The sequence below is a fragment of the Collinsella aerofaciens genome, assembly GCF_040926265.1.
Classification (GTDB): Bacteria; Actinomycetota; Coriobacteriia; order Coriobacteriales; family Coriobacteriaceae; genus Collinsella; species Collinsella aerofaciens_BB.
The window spans coordinates 72010-85817 of sequence record NZ_JBCOIL010000009.1; the positions used below are offsets into that span (position 1 = coordinate 72010).

Annotated in this window: 10 protein-coding genes; 7 read left to right on the forward strand and 3 right to left on the reverse strand. The window is 61.0% G+C overall.

The window, feature by feature from the left end; genetic code table 11:
- The first annotated feature begins 12 nt into the window (after positions 1-12).
- From hypF to AB5767_RS04255, 5 genes are all read left to right on the forward strand, one after another.
- Positions 13-2484 carry a carbamoyltransferase HypF gene (hypF, locus tag AB5767_RS04235; protein WP_368131591.1) on the forward strand — a complete coding sequence of 824 codons (2472 nt, stop codon included), beginning with the start codon at positions 13-15 and terminating at the stop codon, positions 2482-2484.
- A gap of 131 nt (positions 2485-2615) precedes the next feature.
- The gene (locus AB5767_RS04240; protein ID WP_006235228.1) at positions 2616-2876 is read left to right on the forward strand and encodes a HypC/HybG/HupF family hydrogenase formation chaperone; all 261 of its coding nucleotides are present in this window, start codon (positions 2616-2618) and stop codon (positions 2874-2876) included.
- A complete protein-coding gene (hypD, locus tag AB5767_RS04245) occupies positions 2876-3988 on the forward strand; it encodes a hydrogenase formation protein HypD (RefSeq protein ID WP_368153307.1) in 1113 nt (370 codons plus the stop codon). Before AB5767_RS04240 ends, hypD begins: the two co-directional genes overlap by 1 nt.
- 48 nt (positions 3989-4036) lie before the next feature.
- A complete protein-coding gene (gene hypE, locus AB5767_RS04250) occupies positions 4037-5071 on the forward strand; it encodes a hydrogenase expression/formation protein HypE (RefSeq protein ID WP_035136616.1) in 1035 nt (344 codons plus the stop codon).
- 105 nt (positions 5072-5176) lie between these two features.
- Positions 5177-5845, forward strand: coding sequence for an HAD family hydrolase (locus AB5767_RS04255; protein ID WP_368131588.1), 669 nt, complete (start codon positions 5177-5179; stop codon positions 5843-5845).
- Positions 5846-6324: 479 nt separating this feature from the next.
- Here AB5767_RS04255 and AB5767_RS04260 read toward each other — a convergent pair whose 3' ends face one another.
- Both AB5767_RS04260 and AB5767_RS04265 read right to left on the reverse strand, forming a co-directional pair.
- Positions 6325-6882 carry a hypothetical protein gene (locus tag AB5767_RS04260; protein WP_368131586.1) on the reverse strand — a complete coding sequence of 186 codons (558 nt, stop codon included), beginning with the start codon at positions 6880-6882 and terminating at the stop codon, positions 6325-6327.
- A 236-nt stretch (positions 6883-7118) separates the two neighbouring features.
- Positions 7119-7655 carry a PTS sugar transporter subunit IIA gene (locus tag AB5767_RS04265; protein WP_195445966.1) on the reverse strand — a complete coding sequence of 179 codons (537 nt, stop codon included), beginning with the start codon at positions 7653-7655 and terminating at the stop codon, positions 7119-7121.
- A gap of 577 nt (positions 7656-8232) precedes the next feature.
- Here AB5767_RS04265 and AB5767_RS04270 point away from each other — a divergent pair.
- The gene (locus AB5767_RS04270; protein ID WP_035136612.1) at positions 8233-9405 is read left to right on the forward strand and encodes a Fic family protein; all 1173 of its coding nucleotides are present in this window, start codon (positions 8233-8235) and stop codon (positions 9403-9405) included.
- A gap of 313 nt (positions 9406-9718) precedes the next feature.
- On the opposite strand, the gene pyrE is transcribed toward AB5767_RS04270, so the two are convergent.
- Complete coding sequence (pyrE, locus tag AB5767_RS04275) at positions 9719-10402, reverse strand: orotate phosphoribosyltransferase (RefSeq protein ID WP_117630014.1); 684 nt, start codon at positions 10400-10402, stop codon at positions 9719-9721.
- A gap of 440 nt (positions 10403-10842) precedes the next feature.
- Between pyrE and mgtA the strand changes: the two genes are divergently transcribed.
- Positions 10843-13611: a magnesium-translocating P-type ATPase gene (mgtA, locus tag AB5767_RS04280; RefSeq protein WP_368131584.1), complete on the forward strand. Its 2769-nt coding sequence runs from the start codon at positions 10843-10845 to the stop codon at positions 13609-13611.
- The last annotated feature ends 197 nt before the right edge of the window (positions 13612-13808 follow it).

Sequence of the window (13808 nt, forward strand, 5' to 3'; positions counted from 1 at the left end):
GAGGGGTGTCGCATGCGGCATGTGCATATTCATGTGACGGGCATTGTGCAGGGCGTTGGCATGCGACCGTTTGTGTATCGCGAGGCCATGGCGCATGGCATTTGCGGATGGGTGCTCAATGCGGGCGACGGCGTGCATATCGAGGCGCACGCTCCGGCCGATGCGCTCGATGCTTTTGTTGCCGCGCTTTCTGAGCATGCAGCTGCAGCAGCCCGCGTTGAGCGAGTCGATATTGCGGATTTGGAGCCTGGCGGCTGGAGCGCTGCCGATGAGCAGGGCTTTCACATTGTGGCGTCGCAGGACCAGACCGCGCACACGACGCTCGTCTCGCCCGATATCGCCACCTGTGACGATTGCCTGCGCGAGTTGTTCGATCCCGCCGACCGACGCTATCACTACCCCTTTATCAACTGCACTAACTGCGGCCCACGCTTTACCATCATCCGATCGCTGCCTTATGACCGAGCGGCCACATCGATGGACCGTTTCCCCATGTGCCCCGCCTGCGCCGCAGAGTATGCCGATCCACTCGACCGTCGCTTTCACGCACAGCCCGATGCCTGTTTTGATTGCGGGCCGCATATTACGTGGCGCGAGGCTGTGAACGGCGATGCGTGCGGGAATTCGTCCGCGACACCGGCCGTCGGCACCACACGCGAGGCCAGCGACGCTATCATCGAGCGCTGCGTTGAGCTGCTGGCCAGCGGTGGCATCGTCGCCATCAAGGGCCTGGGCGGATTCCATCTATCCTGTGACGCTGCCAACGAGCAGGCGGTGGCCGAGCTGCGCCGTCGCAAGCGTCGCAGCAACAAGCCGCTTGCCGTCATGGTGCGCAGTCTTGCCGATGCCGGGCGCCTGTGTCATATCGACGATGCTGAACGCAATCTGCTCGCTGGCAGTATCCGCCCCATCGTGCTGCTGCGCCGGCGCACTGTTGGCGAGGGCAACGGCGGCTCCCCCGACATCCTCGCGCTCACGCCGTCCGTCACGCGCGACCTTCCTGAGCTCGGTGTTATGCTCCCCTACACCCCGCTTCAACATCTGTTGCTTGCCGCGGCAGAAGCCTGCGGTATGCACGCGCTCGTCATGACCAGCGGAAACCTGAGCGAAGAGCCCATCGAGACCGATGACGATCTTGCCTGGGAGCGCCTCGTTGCCGCCGGCATCGCCGACGCGTTGCTCGGTAACGACCGCGCGATCCTCTCGCGCTATGACGATTCCGTGGTGCGCGTGGTTGACGGCACCGTTATGCCCGTGCGCCGCGCTCGCGGATATGCACCCCAGCCGCTACCGTTGCCGGCGCTCGACCGCGCTCCGTCCTGCGTGCTTGCCTGCGGGCCACAACAAAAGGCCACGATTGCGCTCACGCGTGAAGGGACGAACGGCAAGGCAACCTGTTTTGTGTCGCAACATATCGGCGATGTTGAAAACGGCGGGACCTTCGATGCCTGGAACGCCGCGCGCACGCGCTTGGAAGATCTCTTTGATTTGGCGCCCGCCGCCTTGGCCTGCGATGTACACCCCAGCTATCTATCGGGCCAGTGGGCGCGCGAGCAGGCGCGAAAATGCAATCTGCCGCTCGTCGAGGTGCAGCACCATCATGCGCATATCGCGAGCGTAATGGCCGAGGCCATCGCCGCGGGCCAGCTTACAACCGACGCGCGCGTCCTTGGCATCGCCTTTGACGGCACCGGCGCCGGCACCGATGGGACCATTTGGGGCGGCGAGTTTCTTGTTGCCAGCCTTGGCGGCTTTGAGCGCGCCGCGCATTTGCGCACCTGGGCGCTCCCCGGTGGGGCGGCCTCCGTGCGCGACGCCCGCCGCAACGCCTTTGCCCTGCTCAGTGGGCTCGGCCTGCTCGAGCACCCAGGCGCCGCTCGGCTTTTGGACAGCCTCGACGAGCAAACGCGCAGCGTGACAGCCACCATGATCGAGCGCGGCATCAACAGCCCGCGTACCAGCAGCATGGGGCGTCTCTTTGATGCCGCGGCAGCAATTCTGGGCATCTGCGACAAGGCAACCTACGAGGGCGAACCCGCCATCGAGCTTGAGGCTGCCGCCTGGCGCGCGCTCGACAACGAAATCGCCCATTTTCCCGACGACAACGCCGGCTATTTCGCATCTGGCCCATCGTGGCTGGACGGCCCCTATGTTCTGGACCAGAAAGCACTCTTTGAGGCACTTTTGGGAGGAATTGAAGCCGGAGCGCCCGCCGACAGGCTCGCACTCGACTTCCATGTCGCCGTCGCGCGCTCTTCGGCACGAATCGCACGCGAAATCTGCGCGCGCGAAGACATCGATACCGTCGCGCTCTCGGGCGGCGTGTTCATGAACCAACTTTTGCTTCAGCTCCTCATCCGCGAGCTTAAAGACGCAGGCCTTACGGTCTTGGTTCCCCAAACCGTGCCCGTTAACGACGGCTGCATCGCCTACGGTCAGGCGGCAGTCGCACGCACTCGCCTCGCACAGGTCGCACCGCAATAGGCTGTTTGGCCAACCCGCAAGCCGCCGTCTCACAGGTGTAGCGCGTTTGCCCGCAGCCCCCGCGAGCGCTACCATCAAACGATGGATTATCCAGCGCCCATCCAGCGCAAAGCGTATAAAAGAGGAACATTATGTGCCTTGCCGTTCCCGGTAAAGTAGTCAAACGCGACGATGACCTCAAGGCCACCGTCGACATGATGGGCATCGAGCGCCCTGTTTCGCTGAGACTCGTGCCGACGGCGCAGGTTGGCGACTATATTCTCGTACACGCCGGCTTTGGCATCCAGATTGTCGACGAGCAGGAAGCACAGGAAACGCTCGAGCTTGTTAATGCCATGTCCGAGCTGGTCGAAGAAGACCAGCTGGCCACCAACCCGGCGGAGGCTTACTAGTGGCGCCCGAGCAGCCGGCTCGCTCCGGTATCGATTTCTCGGCATTCCGCGATCCCAAGCTGGCTCGCGAGCTCATCGAGCGCATTCATGAGCTTGTCGGCGACCGCGCCATCAACCTTATGGAAGTCTGCGGCACGCATACCGTGAGCATCGGGCGCTATGGCTTTCGCTCCATTATGCCGGCCGGGCTCAAGCTGCTGAGCGGCCCGGGCTGCCCCGTCTGCGTCACCGCCAACCGCGACATCGACCACGCAATCGCGCTCGCCAACATAGACGGCGCCATCATCACCACCTTTGGCGACATGATGCGCGTGCCCGGATCATCCACCTCGCTCGCTGCGCAAAAGGCGGCAGGACGCGACATCCGCATCGTCTATTCCCCGCTCGACGCGCTCGACATTGCCGAGCAAAACCCCGATCGCCCGGTCATTTTTATGGGCGCGGGCTTTGAGACTACGACGCCCACCATCGCCGCCGCCATCTTGGAGGCCGAGGCGCGCGGGCTTTTGAATTTCTCGGTCTATTGCGCCCACAAGACCACGCCGCCGGCGTTGCGCGCCATCGCCAACGACCCCGAGACCGCCATCGACGGCTTTATCCTGCCGGGCCACGTCGCCACCATCACGGGCTTGGCCCCCTTTGGCTTTTTGGTCGACGAGTTTAAGACTCCAGGCGTGGTAACGGGATTTGAGCCGGTCGACATCTTGCAGGGTATCTGCATGCTGGTCCAGATGGTTGTTGAGGGGCAACCCGCGATCGACAACGCCTACCGTCGCGGCGTCAATGCCGACGGCAATCCCGTGGCGCGCCAGCTGGTCGAGCAGGTATTTGAGCCGTGCGATACCACATGGCGCGGGCTGGGGCTGATTGCCAACTCGGGCCTTTCCATCCGCCCCGAGTTCTCGCGCTTTGATGCCCGCGCTCGCTTTGACGTGCCCGTTGAGGCGACGGTCGAGCCGCGCGGGTGCCGCTGCGGCGACGTGCTGCGCGGGGCCATTGCGCCGAGCGACTGCCCGCTCTTTGGCCGCACCTGCACGCCCGAGCACCCCGTCGGCCCGTGCATGGTGAGCTCCGAGGGCAGCTGCGCGGCGTACTACCGCTACCGCGACTAGCCCGGGCACACCCGCACACCGGCACCACCCACGATTGGAGTTTTCGATATGTCCCATAGCGTTACCGATAGCACCGTCCTGCTGGGCCACGGCTCCGGCGGCCAGATGATGAAACGCATCATCGATGAGGTCTTTTTGGATGCCTTTGGGTCGCCCGAGCTGCTCGAAGGCAACGATGCCGGCGTCGCCGCGCTGCCCGCGAGCGGGCGCATCGCCATGTCGACCGACAGCTTTGTAGTCTCGCCGCAGTTCTTCCCCGGTGGCAACATCGGCCGCCTCGCCGTGTGCGGAACCGTCAACGACGTCGCGACCTCGGGCGCCAACGTGCGCTACCTGTCGTGCGGCTTTATCCTCGAAGAGGGCTATCCCATGGATAGGCTCCGCCAGATTGTGCAGACGATGGCCGAGACGGCGCACGAGGCGGGCGTGTCCATAATCACGGGCGACACCAAGGTGGTCGAGCGCGGCGGGGCCGACGGCGTCTATATCAATACCGCCGGCGTGGGCGAGGTGCCTGCGGGCGTGGCGCTCAGCGGCGCAAACTGCCAGCCCGGCGATGTCATCCTGGTCTCGGGTACACTGGGCGACCACGGCATCGCTATCATGAGCCAACGCGAGGGTCTGGCGTTTTCGAGCACCATCGAAAGCGACGCCGCGCCGCTCAACCACCTGATTGCCGATGTGCTTTCCGCAGCACCCGACACACGCTGCTTCCGCGACCCCACGCGCGGTGGCCTGGCCTCGACGCTCAACGAGTTTGCGCAGGCCAGCGGCGTTGCCATGGAGATCGACGAGGATGCCGTGCCCGTGCGTCCCGACGTGCAGGCCGCCTGCGAGATGCTCGGCTACGATGTGCTGCAGGTGGCAAACGAGGGCAAGATGGTTGCCGTCGTGCCGGCCGAGCAAGCCGATGCCGCGCTGAGCGCCATGCGCGCCGCCCGCTACGGCGAGAATGCCGCCATCATCGGCCGCGTGCTGCCACTTGCCGAGGGCGCCCATCCCGCCGTGCGCGTGCGCACCGGCTGGGGCTCGACCCGCATCCTCGACATGCTCGTAGGAGAGCAGCTGCCGAGAATTTGCTAACGACAAAGGCTCAGGGCTATTAAAGATATTCAGATTCCAAACATGCCCGGCACGCATGCCCAGTATCATGGGGTGCGTTTTACAACTCAAGCGGCAGGAGCACCCATGGCAGCAGCTTTTTCCCATGTGATCTTTGACCTGGACGGCACCATTCTCAACACGCTCGAGGACCTGGCGGCCGCCGGCAACCATACCTGCGAGGCGCACGGCTGGCCCACGTTTGCCGTTGACGAGTACCGCTACAAGGTGGGAAACGGCATGCTCAAGCTGGTTGAGCGCTTTATGCCCGCCGAGTACGCAGGCGACGGCCGCATGTTTGAGCAGACGCTTGCCGAGTTTAGGGCTTACTACGGCGAGCACAAGGAAGACCACACCGCTCCCTATGCCGGCACGATCGAGATGCTCGACCGCTTGCGCGCCGCGGGCGTTCAGCTTGCCGTGCTCACTAACAAGGACCACGTCTCGGCGGCTCCGCTTATCGAAAAGTATTTTGGTTCCGAGCGCTTTGCGCTGGTGCAGGGCCGTGTCGATGCGTTTCCGCCCAAGCCCGAAGCACCCGTCACGCTGCATGTGATGGAGGAGCTAGGCGCCGATCCGTCGACCACGCTCTACGTAGGCGATTCCAATGTCGATATCCTGACCGGTCACAACGCCGGCCTTAAGAGCGCGGGCGTCAGCTGGGGCTTCCGCGGCCGCGCAGAGCTGGAGGCCGCCGGCGCCGACTACGTGGTGGACACCCAGGGCGAGCTCGCAGCGCTGATCCTGGGCGAGTAACGAGCGACACTGCTTAACGCAGCTGCGACAATTCTTCCGCGCGGAAAGCGCATCCCGTTTTGGAGCTCCGGAATGGGATGCGCTTTCCGTTTGAGGCGCATCAGGGAAACCGCATCCCGTTTCAGAGTAATATTCCGGGTCGCACTTTCCGTAACCCACCCCATCCGGAAAATGCGACCCACTATTCGGCCAAAAACCGGGTCGCGGTTTCCCAAGCACTCGATGCAACGCTGGCACAAGGAGTGTCCCCAACTGCCGCCTGGTCATTTAAGAACGTCCCCAATGACTACAAGTGCCGCACCATGGCAACGACGCAGGTAGAGGACGGACAGCGAGCGGACACCAGAACGAACAAATTGGCATGAAAAGAGGACGGCATAGACCTTCTGGTCATACCGTCCTCTTTGAATGACAAGTTGTCGCTCTGGTGCCCGCGCAGCGTCGAGCAGTTGCGGCGTTTGGTAAAACGCCGCAACGAACTAGCTCAGCATTGCATCCATCATCTCGGAGTTGACGGAGTCGTCGGCAGACCACTCGCCGTCGTCGTTGCAGGTGTACTTGAAGATAACCGTGGTCTTCCTGGGCTCGGTGGCCTTGGTCACATCGACCATAACCTGACCGGCCATCTTGTACAGCTCGTCATCGGAAGGAACCGTGTCAAGCGCGGCGACCTTCTCCTGATACTGGGTGGAGAAGTCCTCGACGATCTTGTTCATAGACTTGCAGGTGATAGAGACCTCGGCGGTCGCGACACCCTTGTCCTCGTCGACCGTCACGTCGCCGATCTTGTAGTCAAAGCCCTCGAGATAGGTCTTGGCATACTCCTTGGGATCGATACCCAGCTGCTCGAACTCGTCGCCCGAAGCTTCCTCCAGACCAGAAAGGAAGTCGTCGCCACCGTTCTTGACCTCGTCAAACTGAGTCGTAAGATCCTCGGTAATGAGTTCCTCGATCGAAGGGCCTCCGCAACCGGAAAGCAAGACCACGCATGCAACCAAGACGGCCATGAGGGGCGCAAGCAGCAGCTTCTTTTTCATGTTGTTCCTCCCAATAAGCGGCACCGTGCTTCCCAGACACGGCGCACGTTGTAATAAGTAAGCCCATACTATCCACTTATGAACACCCTCGGCAACGCGAAGGCGTGGTCGGTTCGTTTTAGCGTCCGAACGGTTTGCAAGCCCGCCCAACGTGCAATAAAACGCTTCCCCACGGTGCAATAAAAAAGGTGGCCGGAAAACCCGACCACCCTTGCACATCCTTTGGACGCCGCAGTTTACTTGCGAACGACCTTAACGATGGCGTCACCGGCGGCGACGGCGGAGTCGGCCTCGACGGTAAGCTCGACATCGGCAAACTCGGCGGTGTTGGACACGGCCACCACGACGCAGTCCTTGTAACCGGCAGCGGCGATCTTGGCGCGGTCGATCTTGAGTATGGGCTGGCCGGCCTTCACAACGTCGTCGGCCTTGACGAAGCCCTCGAAGCCATCGCCGTTCATGTTGACGGTATCGACGCCAACGTGCACCAGAACCTCGATGCCGCTATCGGACTGCAGACCCACGGCGTGACCCATGGTGACGGTCACCTTACCGTCGCAGGGAGCGTAGACCAGATCGTCCTCGGGCCACACGGCACAGCCCTTGCCCAGAACCTCGCCACCAAAGACGGGATCGGGCACGTCAGCCATCTTGATGACCTTGCCCTTGACGGGCGAGCACAGCACGTCGGCGCCAGCAGAAGCAGAGATGGAGGCCGGAGCAGCGGCAGCCGCGGGCTCAGCCTTCTTCTTGAACATGTCAAACAGACCCATACGTTTTCTCCTCTTGATTAAGCGCAACGTTGTGCGCATGCCTACGGTAATTATAGTGCCAAATGGTTCAAATGCTAAGGTGGGGACTCGAATCGCGAGCCTTTCCCGGTAGTGCTCGTGGGACGAGCATCTCCTTTGCATCGCGGGTCGATAAGCCGAGTATCGTCTGCGCACGGGACGGGCAGAAGCGGGCGCACCAAACCCGATACTTCTTTTCGCTCTCGAGTCCTGCCGCCGCCCCGTCCCTGGCACTTCCTGATACCGACCGAAACGTGCCAAAATAAACCTGTCCCTTTTTGGTAGGTTTGGCGAGTGTGGATTTTCGGACGCTTAACTAACGAGCGTGGATAATCTCCCACTTTGAGGCCGTCACCGAGCCAAAAACGGGAGATTATCCGCTCTCATTTTGGATAACCCCCCTTGTACCAAGCCGAGCTCCATGGTCAAGTAATAACGACTTCTCATCATTAGATTGTTTACATCAATTCTAATAACTATTTAATCCTTAAACTCGTTATTAGAATTGATATGATTGGCCTAATAACGAGTTTCCGGCACTAAAGATATGGAGGGCGCGATGCAAATCGAGGAGAACGGCCAGGGAACGCTCCGCAATAATCTATCGGGGAAATTGGCTTACTATTCGTTTTTTCCAACGCCCTTGCAATCATTGAGGCAGCTAAACCTCACCGAGGAAACCTATCGCACGCTTTCCGCATGCTCACGAAAGCTTGGAGAGCTTGAAGGCATGCTCTACTTTGTTCCCAACGCCGATATGTATCTGACAATGTACGTGCGCAAAGAAGCACTCCTTTCTTCGCAAATTGAGGGAACCCAGTGCACGTTTGACGACCTACTTAGTCCATCGCAAACACAACTCCATCATAAAGATGTCGCAGACGTCGTGAATTACGTCCGTGCTGTCGACCGCGGCGTAGAACTGCTCAAAAAGATGCCCTTGTGCACGAGACTTCTTAGGCAAGTTCATGCGGTCCTGCTGGACGGAGTGCGCGGAACGGAGAAGAATCCAGGCGAGCTGCGCTCCTCACAAAACTGGATTGGCCCCTCAGGCTGCACCATTGCAACCGCATCGTTTGTCCCTCCAAACATTGAAGATTTGAGTAACACGCTCCAGGACCTCGAACGCTTTATCAATGAGCCTCAAGTCGAAATGGATCCGATTGTGCGGGCGGCGCTCGTCCATTACCAATTTGAAACTGCCCATCCATTCCTAGACGGAAACGGTCGCCTGGGCAGGCTTCTCATTACACTTATGCTCATCAATGATGGCGTTCTTCATTCTTGCTTGTTCTATCCATCGTTCCAGTTCAAGAAAAATCGAAGCGAGTACTACCGGCAACTCACATCCGTAAGGGAGAGAGGCACTTACGAGGAATGGATAGAGTTTTTCTGCAACAGTCTTCTCGAAAGTGCGAAGGACTCGGTAGGGTCTTTAAAAAACCTTGTTGACCTCCATAACCGTTCCACAGCAACCATTACCGAAAATCTCGGAAGGACTGCTGCAAACGGGCAAAGGCTGTTGGGCATTCTTGAAGAGCACCCCATCGTCGACACCGCATTCATCGCTGCCCAACTCGATATCGGCAGGAGTACCGCGAGCTCGCTCGTCAAATCATTTGAAGAATTGGGTATCCTCCGTCCGCTCGACGAGTCAAGACAGAGATACCGGCAGTACGGGTATGAAGAGTATCTTTCGATTCTCAGGGAAGACGCCGAGCCGATTAGATAGGCATCGCAACCCAGGCAAATTAAAGCGAGCGTGGATAATCTCCCACTTTGAGCCTGCACACAGGCCAAAAACGGGAGATTATCCACGCTCATTCCTGAGTAGTCATTTATGAACGTCCCCAATGACTACCCAATGACTACCACGGCAACGCCGATGTTTTGGCAACGCCAGCGAGCGGGTCGCATTTGTGACAAGGTGACGTGAAACGAAAGGGCGCTGACCTTCTGGTCGCGCCCTTGAAGTTGAACGTCAGATTGTCCAAATGCGGCCCGCGCAGCGTCGAGCTGGTACGGCGTTTGGTAAAACGCCGTAACTACTCCCGAGCTCCGTACTGCTCGTAGTAGGCGTCGATGGCGGCCTTGAGCTCGTCATCGATGACGACCTTGCCGTCGATCTCGTGGTTGTAGAGGGTCTCGACGACCTCGGCCATGGAAACGATGCTCGCGACGGGGAAACCGTACTTGGCCTCGATCTCCTTCTGCGCGGTGGTCACGCCGCCCTTGCCGACCTCCATGCGGTTGAGGGACACGATGAGGCCCTTGATTTCGACGTCGGCAGCAGCCTTAACCTTGGGATAGGTCTCGTCGATGGACTTGCCGCTGGTGGTGACGTCCTCGACCATGACCACGCGGTCGCCGTCCTGGGGCTCATAACCCAGCAGGTTGCCCTTATCGGCACCGTGGTCCTTGGCCTCCTTGCGGTCGCAGCAGTACTTGACCTCCTTGCCGTACAGCTCGTGGTAGGCAATCGCGGTCACGACGGCCAGGGGAATGCCCTTGTAGGCCGGCCCAAACAGCACGTCAAAGTCGTCGCCAAAGTTATCGTGGATGGCCTGGGCGTAATACTCGCCCAGCTTCTTGAGCTGGTAGCCCGTCACGTAAGCACCGGCGTTCATAAAGAACGGGGACTGACGGCCGCTCTTGAGCGTAAAGCTGCCGAACTTAAGGACGTCGGACTCGACCATAAACTTGATGAACTCTTGCTTGTAAGCCTCCATGCGGGCTCCTCTCGTAATCGCGTACGTGCCTTCCAGTTTAGCGCAGGCGAAGCGTAGATGCGGGCGCGCTTTGGGGCCACGGCATTCTGTAAAGGCTTTGTCAGAGGGAATGGTTTTCCGAACAATGGGGTTGACATGTCAAACCCCCTCATCAAGAATACGAGCGGATTAAAAAGGGGTACGAGATACCCAAAGCGCGCTGCGCCCGGCCTTAAGGAGGTGTGCCATGGAAGGCAGTCCTAGTCGAAAAACCTGCATGTCGCCCTCGGCACGCCGCGAGGACTCCGCACACGCATAAACGCCACCGGCAGATCGTCAACCCCCCCCACAAAGGTGCCTGTCCCCTTTGTGGTGGTTCGCGAGCATGACGTGAGCGACATCTAGGTTTTTTGCAATTCAATACGACACGTACGCTAACTCCCTTCAACAAGGAGGACCCTATGCTGATGCTCAAAACCGCCACGGTTCTCGAAGCCATCTCCAAGCGCCGCCGCACGGCACGCCCTGCCGCTCACACCGGCCTGTCCAAGAACACCATATTCGCCACCACCCATAGTGCCGATGACGCTCTCGTACTGCTTGACGCCACGGCAAACGGCCTCACCGCCGAGCAGGCAACCGAGCGCCTGTACGCCTCCGGCCCCAACACCATCGAGGCACCGACCAAGACGCTCGCCCGCCGCATCGCCGACGCCTTCATCGATCCCTTCGCCGGCATCCTCGCCGCACTTGCGCTGGTCTCGCTCTATATCGACGTGCTCGCCGTGCCCGAGCCGCAGCGCGACCCCTCCACGGTCATCGTCATCGGCATCATGCTGCTGGTATCGGGCGGCATGAAGTTTATCCAGGAAGCCCGCAGCGGCAATGCGGCAGAGGCCCTCAAGGACCTGGTCTCCAACACTTGCACCGCCCTGCGCGACGGCGAGCGCATCGAGATCCCCTTCGACGAGCTCGTCCCCGGCGATGTGATCCGCCTCTCTGCCGGCGATATGGTTCCGGCAGATGCCCGTATCATCACCGCGCGCGATCTGTTTGTGGTCGAGTCCGCGCTCACCGGCGAGAGCGAGGCCGTCGAGAAGACCACCGCCGTCACTATCGTCGAGGGTGCCGACGGCTCCGCACTGCCGCTCTCTGCCTGCAAGAACATCGTCTTTACCGGCACCTCCGTGCAAAACGGCACCGCCATGGCGCTTGTCGTTGCCACCGGCTCGGACACCTACCTGGGCGGCATCGCCAAGATGCTCAACGGGCGTGGCGAGAAGAGCGCGTTTGACCGCGGCGTCTCCAGCGTCTCCATGTTGCTCGTACGCCTCATGCTCGTTATGGCGCCGGCCGTCTTTGCCATCAATGCCGCGACCAAGGGCAACGTCATCGACGCGCTGCTGTTCGCCACGAGCGTGGCCGTGGGCATCACGCCGCAGATGCTCCCCGTCATCGTGACCACGAGTCTGTCGCAGGGCGCCAAGGACCTCGCCCGTCGCCAGGTTATCGTCAAGGAGCTGCCGGCGATTCAAAACCTGGGCGCCATGGACGTCCTGTGCTGCGACAAGACCGGCACCCTCACCGAAGACCGCATCGTACTCGAGCGCTACCTCAACACCGACGGCAACGAGGACGCACGCGTGCTGCGCCATGCGTTTTTGAACAGCTTCTTCCAGACCGGCCTCAAAAATCTTATCGACCTGGCCGTAATCGACCGTGCCGATGTGACACCCTCGACCGTCGCACCCGATTCCATGCTGGGCCAGAGCCTGCGCGACCGCTACACCAAGGTCGACGAGGTTCCCTTCGATTTCTCGCGCCGTCGCCTGAGCGTAGTTGTCTCCGACGCCCAAGGCAAAACCCAGATGGTTACCAAGGGAGCTGCCGAGGAAATGCTCGAGATCTGCTCTTTTGTCGAGGTCAACGGTATCGCCCGGCCGCTCGCCGAAGACAAGCTCGCCCAGATTCGCAAGCAGGTCGCCAATCTTAACGCCGAGGGCCTGCGCGTGATTGCCGTGGCGCAGAAGACCGATCCGCGCTGCGTGGGCGAGTTTGGCATCGCCGACGAGTGCGACATGGTGCTGATGGGCTTTTTGGCCTTCCTCGATCCGCCCAAAGCGAGTGCCGCGGGCGCCGTCGCCACGCTCGAGGCCAAAGGCGTGGCGGTCAAGGTCCTGACCGGCGACAACGACCGCGTCGCCGCCACCGTCTGCGAGCAGATTGGCATCGACGCGAGCAACGTCTTGCTGGGCTCCGAGATCGATGCACTCGACGACACCGAGCTTGCCGAGCGCGCCGAGAAAACCCACCTCTTCGCCAAGCTCTCGCCGCTGCAGAAGGCGCGCCTGGTGCGCGTCATGCGCGAGTTGCTCGGCCACACCGTGGGCTTTATGGGCGACGGCATCAACGACGCCGCCGCCATGCGTGCGAGCGATTGCGGCATCTCGGTCGATTCGGCCGTCGACATTGCCAAGGAATCCGCCGATATCATCTTGCTTCAGAAGGACCTGGGCGTGCTCGAGCGCGGCATCATCGAAGGCCGCCGCACCTACGGCAACCTGCTCAAGTACCTCAAGACCACGGTGAGCTCCAACTTTGGCAATGTGCTGTCCGTGACCGTCGCGAGCCTGTTCTTGCCGTTTTTGCCCATGAGCGCCCTGCAGCTGGTACTGCTGTCGCTGGTCTACGAGATCGTGTGCATCGCGCTGCCGTGGGACACCGTCGATGACGCCTGGACCGCCCGTCCGCGCGCCTGGGACGCCGCGTCCATCAAGGGCTTTATGCTCGAGCTGGGCCCCGTGAGCTCGCTGTTTGACATCGTGACCTTCGCCGCGCTCTTCTTTGTCGTGTGCCCCGCCGCCGTGGACGCAAGCTGGTCCGAGCTTGCCGCCGCGGGCGACGTCGCGGGTATGGCGACCTTTGCTGCGCTCTTCCAGAGCGGATGGTTTGTCGAGTCCATGTGGTCGCAGACACTCGTGGTCCACATGTTGCGCTCCCCGCATCTGCCGAGCCCGCGCGACCACGCCGCGCCCGCATTGTGCGTTCTTACCGTGCTGGGCCTGGCGCTCGTCACCTGGCTGCCGGCAAGCCCCATCGCCGATGCGCTCGGCCTCATGCCGCTGCCCACGAGCTTTTTTGGGCTGCTCATTGGCATCGTTACCGCCTATATCGCGCTCACCCAGCTGGCGAAGTGCCGCTACATTGCCCGCCACGGCGAGCTGCTGTAGCAAGTAGACGGAAAACACCCTGCCAGCTGCCGTTGCCACTACCACAGCTGCCAACGCCGCTGCCGTTGCCTCTGCCGCCGCAGTCTATCCCCCCCAGCAGTTGCGGTGAAATAGTTCCTGTTTGGGGGTGCGGACAGAAAGTTGGACCGCGGGGCGGTCCGGACTGGAGGTTCGCATGTACAGCAGGGAGAAGGTCG

What these genes read in the sequence shown, in the direction of transcription:
- hypF (WP_368131591.1), top strand. Translation starts at nt 13, where the DNA reads ATGCGGCATGTGCATATTCATGTGACGGGCATTGTGCAGGGCGTTGGC.
- AB5767_RS04240 (WP_006235228.1), top strand. Translation starts at nt 2,616, where the DNA reads ATGTGCCTTGCCGTTCCCGGTAAAGTAGTCAAACGCGACGATGACCTC.
- hypE (WP_035136616.1), top strand. Translation starts at nt 4,037, where the DNA reads ATGTCCCATAGCGTTACCGATAGCACCGTCCTGCTGGGCCACGGCTCC.
- AB5767_RS04255 (WP_368131588.1), top strand. Translation starts at nt 5,177, where the DNA reads ATGGCAGCAGCTTTTTCCCATGTGATCTTTGACCTGGACGGCACCATT.
- AB5767_RS04260 (WP_368131586.1), bottom strand. Translation starts at nt 6,882, where the DNA reads ATGAAAAAGAAGCTGCTGCTTGCGCCCCTCATGGCCGTCTTGGTTGCA.
- AB5767_RS04265 (WP_195445966.1), bottom strand. Translation starts at nt 7,655, where the DNA reads ATGGGTCTGTTTGACATGTTCAAGAAGAAGGCTGAGCCCGCGGCTGCC.
- AB5767_RS04270 (WP_035136612.1), top strand. Translation starts at nt 8,233, where the DNA reads ATGCAAATCGAGGAGAACGGCCAGGGAACGCTCCGCAATAATCTATCG.
- pyrE (WP_117630014.1), bottom strand. Translation starts at nt 10,402, where the DNA reads ATGGAGGCTTACAAGCAAGAGTTCATCAAGTTTATGGTCGAGTCCGAC.
- mgtA (WP_368131584.1), top strand. Translation starts at nt 10,843, where the DNA reads ATGCTGATGCTCAAAACCGCCACGGTTCTCGAAGCCATCTCCAAGCGC.